Raw genomic sequence first — 9396 nt, forward strand, 5'->3', positions numbered from 1 at the left:
GTGGCGGTGGTGGCGGTGGTGGCGGTGAGGTCGGCGCGATCGGCGGTGCGGTCGGCGGTGCGGTCGGCGCGCACCGGACGCCGGCGGCCCGCGTCGGCGCGCCGCCGGGGGCGGTGCGAGTCGGCGTGTGTCATTCGTCGGCCAACCCGACCTGCATCAGCCGCACATCGCGCCGCGTCACCAACTGCGCGCGCCCCGGCGGCAGGGTCCGCGGCTTGGCCTCGCCGAGGAACTTGCCCTCTTCCTTCGGGTAGGACAGCAGCAGCGCCGGCGTCCCCAGCTCCCACATCCGCCGCAGCAGCGGGTCCATCATCGCCCGCATCGCGCCGGAGGTACTGCGCGCCACCACCACGTGCAGCCCGACGTGCGCACCGCTGGCCAGCAGCGGCACGAGCGGGGCCAGCGGCCCGACCGGCCCGGTCGGGCCGACGCCGCCGCCGAACAGGTCGTAGTCGTCGACCAGGAGGTACAGATCCGGGCCCGACCACCAGTCCCGCAGGGCCAGCCGCTCCGGTTCGATGTCCGCCCCGGGCAGCCGCTGCCGCATCGACACCGACGCGCCGCCGGCGAGTTCGGTCAGTCCGTCGTTGTCCACGGCGTATCCGACCCGGTATTCCGGCGGTACCACGTCGTGCAGTCCGCGCCCCGGGTCGGCGACCAGAATCCGCGCCTGGTCCGGAGTGTGCCGGGCCGCGATCGTCCGGGCCAGCAGCCGCAGCGCGTTGGTCTTGCCGGTCTCGCCGTCGCCGAACACCAGCAGGTGCGGGGTGTGCCGGAAGTCGTGCCACACCGGCTCCAGCCGCTTCTCGTCCCAGCCCAGGCACATCCGGGCGTCGTCGGGCGAGATCGGCAGCTTGGCGATCGGGAGCCGGTGCGGCAGCAGTTCCACCGCCGGCGCCGGCGCCCCGGGCCAGAAGGCGGCGATCTCGGCGGCGGCGTTCTTCGTGGCCTGGGTGAGGTCTTCGGTGCCGGACAGGCCGTCCAGCCGGGGCAGCGCCACCAGGAAGTGGTGCCCGGTCTTCACCAGGCCGCGGCCGGCCTGCCGCGGCACCGCCGAAGCCTGCCGGCTCCCCAGCTCGGACTCCATCGGGTCGCCCAGACGCAGTTCCAGCTTCGAGCCCAGCAGGTCCCGGACCCGGGCCCGGATCTCCGACCAGCGCACCGCGCTGGCCATCAGATGGACGCCGAAGGACAGGCCCCGCGCGGCGATCTCCGCGACGGTCGTCTCCAGCTCCTCGTAGTCCTGGCGCAGCGTGGCCCAGCCGTCGATGACCAGGAACACGTCGCCGAACCGGTCCTCGAACTCCCCGCGCCCGCGCGCCGACCGATAGGCGGCCATCGACTCCAGCCCGAGCGTGGCGAACCGGGTCTCGCGCACCTCGATGATCTGATTCATGGTCTCCACGGTCCGCAGCACCTTGTCCCGGTCCAGGCGGCCGGCGATCGATCCGACGTGCGGCAGCGCGGACACCGAGGCCAGAGCGCCGCCGCCGAAGTCCAGGCAGTAGAACTGGACGTCGCGCGGGGTGTTGGTGAGCGCCAGGGACAGCATCAGGGAACGCAGCAGCGTGGACTTGCCGGTCTGCGGCGCACCGGCCACGCCCAGGTGCCCGTCGGCGCCGCGCAGATCGGCGACCAGCAGGTCGCGGGACTGCTCGTAGGGCCGGTCGATGACACCGATCGGGGCGCGCAGCCGGTCCAGGCCGGCGTATCCGGCCGCGAACATCCCGCGCACCGGGTCCGGTTCGATGCCGGGCAGCAACTCGTCCAGGCTCGGCGAGTCGGTGAGCGGCGGCAGCCAGATCTGCCGAGCCGGCGGGCCGGCCGCGGCGAGCCGGCCGATCAGCACTTCGAGCAGGCTCTGTTCGGACTCCGGCGCGGTGTCGGAGCCGGAGCCCTGCCCGGCGGCGACCGACTGCGGGCTCCGGGCCGCCGGTCCCGGCTCCGACTCGGTGGGCGGCGGCGGTACCGACAGCGCGTCGAAGGCCACCACGGCCGGCGCCGGCCGGGCCGGTCCGGACTCGTCCTCCGGCTGGGCCGGGCAGGGCCCTGACACATACGCGGCCTTGAACCGGACCAGGTTGGTGGTGTCGATCTTCAGATAGCCGTTGCCCGGAGCGGAGGGGAGCTCGTACGCGCCGGACACGCCGATCACACTGCGCGACTCGATCGCCGAGAACGTCCGCAGGGCTATGCGATAGGACAGGTGGCCCTCGACCTTGTGGATGCGGCCCTCGTCAAGACGCTGCGAAGCCAGCAGCAGATGGATCCCGAGGCTGCGGCCGACCCGGCCGATGGTGACGAACAGCTCCACGAACTCCGGCTTGGCGGCCAGCAGTTCGGAGAACTCGTCCACCACCACCAGCAGCGTCGGCAGCGGGGCCAGCGGCGCCCCGGACAGCCGGGCCTTCTCGTAGTCGAACAGGGAGGCGTGGCCGCTGTCCCGGAGCAGTTCCTGGCGGCGCAGCACCTCGCCGTTGATCGAGTCCTGCATCCGGTCCACCAGGGTCAGCTCGCCGGCCAGGTTGGTGATGACCGCCGAGGTGTGCGGCAGCTTGTCCATGCCCATGAACGTCGCGCCGCCCTTGAAGTCCACCAGGACCAGGTTCAACACCTCCGAGGAGTGGGTGGCGGCCAGACCGATGATCAGGGTCCTGAGCAGCTCGCTCTTGCCCGAGCCGGTCGCGCCGATCAGCAGGCCGTGCGGACCCATGCCGCCCTGTGCCGACTCCTTCAGGTCGATCTCCACCAGCTCGCCGTTCTCGGTGACCCCGATCGGCACCGCCAGCCGGGCCGCCTGCGCGGAGCGGGGCCGCCACTTGGCGGCCACGTCGAACCGGCGCGGGTCGCGGATGCCCAGCAGCGCGGTCAGCTGGAAGTCGGTCTCCAGCGGCTTGTCGGACAGGTCGACGGTGCCGCCGGTGCGCCGCGGCGCGACGAGCCGGGCCAGCGCCTCGGCCCCGCCCCGGCTCAGGTGGTCGATCCGGGCGGTGGCGCCGGCCTGCCCGCGCGGGAAGACGACCTCGTGGTCGTCGGTCGTCAGCCGCAGCACCTTCGGCCCGCCCGGCACGGTGCCGGTGGCGTCGAACAACACCAGGTTCCGCAGGCCGGCGCCCAGCAGCCGCGAGGAGGCCGGGATCTGCTCCCGGTAGGCGAGCACCACCACGAACGGCTCGGCCGCCCCCGGGACGGCGGCCGGATCGTGGTCGGGGCGGTCGGTGACCTCCGGCCCCAGCAGAGTCAGCAGGCTGTCATGGTCGGTGGCGACCAGCCGCACCCGCCCCGCGGCGTCCTCCTGCCGGGGATGCGCGCTGTGCGGCAGCCACTTCACCCAGTCCCACTCGGCCAGCCCGCGCTCGTCGGTCAGCACCGCGATCCGCAGTTCGTCGGGGGAGTGGAAGACCGCCAGCTGGCCCAGCATCGACCGGATCAGCGCGGTCGCGGCCGCGGCGTCGCCGGCGAACTCCACACTGGTGAAGCGGCGCAGACCCACCGCGACCGGCACTGTCGGCACCGTGCGGAACAGGTGCGTGAACCGGCGTAGCGAGATCGCCGACAGCGGCTCCAGGTCCTCCACCGGCTTGGTCTGCGGCGGCACGAACTCCAGATCCGCCGGCCGCTCCCCGACCCCGATCCGCACCCGGGCGAAGTCCTCGTGGCTGCCGCGGCGTTCCCACAGGCGCGGCCCCTCGGCCAGCGACCACAGCGCCGCCGGACCCGGGTGGTCCCAGCCCACCGCGATCCGCTGCTGCTCGGCCGCCTCCAGCGCGACCCCGCGCTGCTGGGCCAGATACCGCAGATAGTCGCGGCGCTCGGCGCGCATCCGGCGCCGCCGGTCGGCCCCGGACCGGCTCAGTTGGCCCAGGCTCATGCTGGCCATCGAGGCGCCCATCATCCCCGACATCAGATACGCCTGCGGGGAGTTGCTGGACACCGAGAACATCAGGGTCATGGTGCCCATGCCCAGGGCCATCGGCAGCATCCCGGCCAGCGAGCTCATGTCCGGGGTGGCGGGCTCGCCCAGCACCGGCGGTTCGGCCAGCTCGACCTGCCCCTGCGGGGTCTCGGGCGCGGTGGCCCGCGGTCCCCGTTTCACGATCACGGTGCCCACGGCCGCCGCCCTTTCTCCCGGTGCGCGGTGAAGATCGACGCTCTGTCGGCGGTGCGGCCGGTGGCCGCGGCGCCGGAGGATGCCCGACGGGACACACCGGGGTGTCCGGGCCGGCACTGGGACGGGAAAACCCGGTCGCCGCGGGTGCTCACAGCGCACCGTGCCGGATCGCGTAGGCGACGGCCTGCGCGCGGTTGCGCAGGCCCAGCCGCGTCAGGATCCCGGAGATGATGTTCTTGACCGTCCGCTCCGAATAGCTCAGACGCTCGGCGATCTCAGCGGTGTCGCAGCCGTCTGCCAGCAGCCGCAGGACGTCGATCTCGCGCGACTCCAGGCCCGAGGGGGTCAGCCCGTTCGGCGCGAGGACGTCGGCCTCGATGGAACGGAGCTGTTTGACCAGCCACCCCAGCGCGTCCTGCGGCATCTCCAGCCGGTCCTCGCGGACCGCCGTCACGGCCTGCAGAATGCGATCGAAGCCGGCGTCGCGCCGAGGCAGGACGCTGACCAGGCCGTAGGACAGCACCCGATGCAGCAGGTTCTCCCGCACGCCGTCGCCGACCACGACGAACCGGACCTCGTCCTGGGCGGTCGCCGCCGCGTGCTGGATCCACGCCACCGTCTCCTCGGTGATCTTCGACACCAGGATCAGCACGACCTCGGCTTCCTGCTGGTGTTCGGCGGCCACCAGATCGACTTCCTGCCGGTTGCGCAGATAGGCGACGGCACCCTGGCCCGTCACGGGGTCCCCCGCGATGATCGCGAGCTTGACCGGCGTGGCCTTCACCGCCGTCGTACCGCCGCCCACGAAGCCCCGGGCCGGCGATGTGCCGGCCTCGGCGGGCGCTCGCGCGGCGGGGACCTCCACCGTGCCGTGCCGCCGGGCACCGAGGTGGGCGCCGGCGTGGGTGCCGTCGGGCGAGGACTGCCCGGGTCTTGCGGAGGATTGATCGGTTGCGTGCATTACCTGTCCCTGTGTCGACGGGAGCGGGGTCTGGATTGAGAATGTCTACGGAAACGATTTACTCCGTCGGGTTCCCAATCGTTCTAATTCGGGTTCTGATACGGGCCGATCGGGCAGCCGGGGGTGTCCGATCGGTGCCGGCATTTGCGCAAAATCGAACGAACCCGCAAGCCGCGGTGCGCTCCTGGCCCGACCGCGTTCACCCCGACGGTCAGCGCATGAACAAGCCGCCGTTGACGTCGAACGTGGCCCCGGTGATGTATCCGGCGTCGTCACCGACCAGATGCCGCACCAGCGCGGCGACCTCGGCGGGCCGGCCGAGTCGACCGACCGGCACGGCGTCGGCCAGGGTTCGCAGGGATTCCGGATCGACCCCGTCCATCGCCGGCGTCACCACCGCCGCGGGCGCGACCGCGTTGACGGTGACCCCGTACGGGGCCAGATCCTGGGCGAACATCTTCGTCAGCACCAGCACGCCGGCCTTGGCGGCCGCGTAGTGCGGTCCGGCCACCCGGCTGCCCTGCTGGCCGGCCAACGAAGCGAGGTTGACGATGCGGCCCCAACGGCGCTCGCGCATCGCCGGCGCGCACAGCCGCGACGCGATCAGCACACTGCGGAGGTTGGTGGCCATGGTCTCGTCCCACTCGCGCAGCGTGACGTCCCACAGCGAGGTCGTCACGGTACGTGCGGCGTTGTTGACGAGGATGTCAGGCGAGCGCCACCGGGCCGCGACCGTGGCGACCGCGGCGGCGAGCTGATCGCCGTCGTCCACGTCCGCGCTCAGCGAGATCGCGGTGGCCGAGCCGGCATCGAGTCCCCGCGCCACGGCGTCGGCCGCGGGTCCGTCACGGTCCAGGAGCGCGACGCGGTGACCGCTTGCGTGGAGCGCGGCTGCGATGGAGGCGCCGATGCCCCGAGCCGCCCCGGTGATCAGGGCGACCCTCGGTTCGGCCGGCTGGGGGCTGGATGTGCACTCGGGCGTGGACTGGAACTCGGGCGTGGACTGGGAGTCGGTCAAGGTACTCACGTCGCCTTCAGATCGCCGATGCGGTGGGCAGGTCGAGGCCGATGAGCACCCGGCCGTAGATTTCCCGACTGATCTCAGTGCTCAGTGCGGCGTGCCGGGAGGCGGTCTCGATGTCCCGCCATGCTCGCTGAAGCGAGGTGTCGTCACCGAACGCGCCGGCCCCGGCGACATTGAGCAGGAGGCCGGTGGCCAGCCGAGCGGTCCGCGTGGCGTGGCTCATGTCCAGTCGCAGCCGAGCCCGGGTCTCAAGGCTCAGGTCCCGGCCGGTCACCGCGGCGGCGTCGATCTGGTCGGCGGCCCGCACCGCGTGCAGCCTCGCGGTGTCGATCGCCACAGCGGCGTCGGCGACGTTCAGCTGGTGCGCCGGCAGGTCCGCGGCGCGCTCGTGCAGCGGCGAGGTGCTCCGCTTGCCGTTGGCCAGAGCCAGCACGACCTCGGCGAGGACCGCCTGCGCCGCGCCGATGACGGTGCCGACCAGCGGGAGGTTGATCGACACCGGGAAGTGGACCCTTGGCTCCCCGCGGTGCCGGCGCGCGCCGGTACCACTGGTGATCTCACTGAACCGGAGCAAGCGGTCCGGCGGGACGGGCAGAGCCTTCGCGGCGACCGTGTCACTGCCGGTGCCGCGCATTCCGGCGGTGTGCCAGGTGTCCTGCACCGTGATCTCGTCGGGGCGTACCAGCGCCAAGCAGCGTTCCGCCGGGCCGGAGCGGCCCGGCAGGTTGATGCCGAGCAGCACACCGGACGCGTGGTGGATCCCCGAGACGTACGGCCAGCGTCCCTCCAGGAGCCACTGCCCGCCCGCCCTGGTGACCGTTCCCGAAGGGTTGGCCGAACCGCAGGCGAAGGCGTCGGCGCCGCCGCCCCACAGCAGGTCTCGAGCCGTGTCCGGGAACTGCGAGACGAACCGGCCGCCGCCGTAGGCGATCCCCGCGATCCAGGAAGCCGAGGCGCAGCCTTGGGCCAGCACGCGGCAGACTTCGAAGGCGGTCCGGACGTCGGCGCCGTGGCCGCCGTAGCCCGCGGGGGTGGCCAGCCGGAGCAGGCCGGCGTCGCGGAGCAGGGCGACGGTCGGGGCCGGAAGGCGCCGATCACGATCGGCCTGATCGGCGCCGGACTTCAGGCGCGGCACCAGTGCCTGGGCGATGGCGATCGCGGCAGCGGCGCTGATCGCCGGTGGATCAGTGGCTTCGTCGAGAACTCGGCCGACGGTATCAGTGCTCTCACATCGTTGCGGTCCCATGCCCTGTGATCACGTCGGCTCCCCGGCGGCCGTTCTGCGCCTGCCCGATCGGCCACCGGCGGCTGCCCGAACGGCCCGTCGCCCCACCGACACCGCGATGTCGGTGAACGCTTGCCGCAATGTCCGCGTAGATGCTGGAGAGCGACAGATTCATCTTCTTTCCGGAGCAATGATTTCGGTATCACGCGATGTTCTGTTCCTCGGGCTCGGCGAAGACTTGGAAAGTCACGAGCGGGCACTTCTCCAAGTACTACCGGGCAACGTCAGATCTCTGTCATGGACGTGGCTCGACACTTCTTGTCAATGTGAAGAAGTCACGTCCGAACCCCATCAATGAAAAGGATCCCACCATGCGCAAGACGACTCGACGGCTCCTGACGCTCGGCTCCGTTCCGATGGTCGTCGCGGCGGCGCTCGGCGTCACGTCCGCCGCCACCGCCTCGGCCTCGAGCATCCAGAACGACTACGTCCAGCTCTGCGCCCAGGGCGACTACCCGTCCGTGATCCAGTTCCCGGACCGCGGCGGCTGGTCGAGCACGGTCGTCAACCCGGGCGATTGCTGGTGGAACTACGTCGGCGGCTCCTCCTGGGAGCCGATCAACGTGCTCAAGGTGAACGGGGACGGGAGTCAGAGCTACCTCGGCACCGTCTGGTACGACGGCGACGCCTCCGGCGTCGGCATCGGGACCGAGGGCAGCTCCGACTCGCCGTGGTACCAGACCTGGTAATCACAGTCCCCGCCGGCGAAAAGCGCGCCCGCCGAAATTCGGCGGGCGCGCTCGGCCCGGCCCCTGCACGGATCGTTCAGAGGGAAGCCCGCGATGGCCGCGCTTCGGGTCCATCGGGCATCAGCCGATGGCCGTTCGGCCACTCCTGGCCGTTGCCGGTCGCCGACGGCGTGCCGCGCTGGTTTCCATGGTGGACGGCCTCGTTCTGACCCGACGGTGGAAGGTTGGTAGTGGACATGGAACCCGTTGAAGGGGGAGCCACCGCTCAGCGACGCATTGACGCGGTGGTCCGCAGCGGCGGTCAGAGTGTTTCGTTGGCCGGCCTGCGGTTGGAGAGCCTGCCGCGCGCGCTGACGACGGTGCCGTTGCTGCGGGAGCTGGATCTGTCGAACAACCGGTTGGCGCGGTTGCCGGATTGGTTCGGCGGTCTCAATACCCTGCGGGTATTGGATTTGTCGGGCAACCGGCTCGCGGAGTTGCCGTCGTGGATCGGGGCTTTGACTTCGCTGGAGACCGTGTTGCTGCGCGGCAATGCGTTGGTGGCGTTGCCGGGGTCGTTGGCGGAGCTGCGGTCGTTGACCCGTTTGGATGTGGCCGACAACCAGTTGATCGAGATTCCCGATGGCTTCGCTGTTCGGCTGGGCAAGCTGGAACATCTCGAGTTGTCGGGGAATCGGCATCTGATCTCGCCGCCGCCGGCCGTTGTCGGGCGGGGGAGCGCGGCGGTACTGGAGTATCTCAGGGCCTTGAATGAGCCTGAGGAAGACGAGGATGTGGCGCCCTCTGGCCGTGGTGGCCGTGGTGGGCGTTCCGGGCGTCGGGGTCGGCGGGCGAAGGCTGCTGGCGCCGAGGTCGGGCTTGCCGGACTGCTCGGGAACGCGGTGGTGGACTCCAGTGGTGACGGCAGTGACGGCAGTGGCGGCGGTGACGGAGGCGACGGCGGTCCGGTTTCGGCTGCGCCGAGTCCGGATGGTGCCGCCGGTGCGGCCGCGGCCGGACCCGGTGGCTCGCCCACCGAACCGGATACCAGCGCTACCGGCTCTGGCCGGCCCGCCGGTCCCGGCAAGCCTGCTGGCCCCAGCAAACCCGCCGGTCCCGGCAAATCCCTCTCCTTCACCAAGCCGACGGTCCGGCCTGCATCCCTGCCCGCGAACCGCTTGATAGCCGTCGGCGGCGCCTTGGTACTGGTCGTCACCGGCATCACCCTCCTGACCGCCGGCAACGGCAAGACCGCCGCCCATACCGGCGTCACGGCGGGCCAGACCGGCAGCCGGGATCTCGCCATCGGCGAGCTCGGCCCCACGTTCCCCGGCCTGTCTCTTAGAA

At 71.6% G+C, this 9396-nt stretch carries 6 protein-coding genes; 2 read left to right on the forward strand and 4 right to left on the reverse strand.

The features are described 5' to 3' along the window. Positions 1-130: 130 nt before the first annotated feature. From eccCa to KGQ19_RS45295, 4 genes are all read right to left on the reverse strand, one after another. Entirely contained in the window at positions 131-4111 is a 3981-nt protein-coding gene (gene eccCa / locus KGQ19_RS45280; RefSeq protein WP_307856711.1) for a type VII secretion protein EccCa, read from the reverse strand. 148 nt (positions 4112-4259) lie between these two features. After that, complete coding sequence (locus KGQ19_RS45285; protein ID WP_212021261.1) at positions 4260-5072, reverse strand: response regulator transcription factor; 813 nt, start codon at positions 5070-5072, stop codon at positions 4260-4262. 211 nt (positions 5073-5283) lie between these two features. Continuing rightward, positions 5284-6099 carry an SDR family NAD(P)-dependent oxidoreductase gene (locus KGQ19_RS45290; protein WP_212021263.1) on the reverse strand — a complete coding sequence of 272 codons (816 nt, stop codon included), beginning with the start codon at positions 6097-6099 and terminating at the stop codon, positions 5284-5286. Positions 6100-6106: 7 nt separating this feature from the next. Continuing rightward, entirely contained in the window at positions 6107-7342 is a 1236-nt protein-coding gene (locus KGQ19_RS45295) for an acyl-CoA dehydrogenase family protein (protein ID WP_212021265.1), read from the reverse strand. 350 nt (positions 7343-7692) lie between these two features. Here KGQ19_RS45295 and KGQ19_RS45300 point away from each other — a divergent pair, with 350 nt between their 5' ends. Then, positions 7693-8070 carry a hypothetical protein gene (locus KGQ19_RS45300; protein WP_212021267.1) on the forward strand — a complete coding sequence of 126 codons (378 nt, stop codon included), beginning with the start codon at positions 7693-7695 and terminating at the stop codon, positions 8068-8070. 236 nt (positions 8071-8306) lie between these two features. Beyond that, positions 8307-9396: leucine-rich repeat domain-containing protein (locus tag KGQ19_RS45305; protein WP_212021269.1), on the forward strand; the 1090-nt coding region annotated here is incomplete at its 3' end.

Source organism: Catenulispora pinistramenti (genome assembly GCF_018274385.1).
In the GTDB taxonomy this organism is placed as follows: Bacteria; Actinomycetota; Actinomycetes; order Streptomycetales; family Catenulisporaceae; genus Catenulispora; species Catenulispora pinistramenti.

Excerpts from the sequence above, each read along its gene's own strand:
- KGQ19_RS45285 (WP_212021261.1), bottom strand. The coding sequence starts at position 5,072 with ATGCACGCAACCGATCAATCCTCCGCAAGACCCGGGCAGTCCTCGCCC.
- KGQ19_RS45295 (WP_212021265.1), bottom strand. The coding sequence starts at position 7,342 with ATGGGACCGCAACGATGTGAGAGCACTGATACCGTCGGCCGAGTTCTC.
- KGQ19_RS45300 (WP_212021267.1), top strand. The coding sequence starts at position 7,693 with ATGCGCAAGACGACTCGACGGCTCCTGACGCTCGGCTCCGTTCCGATG.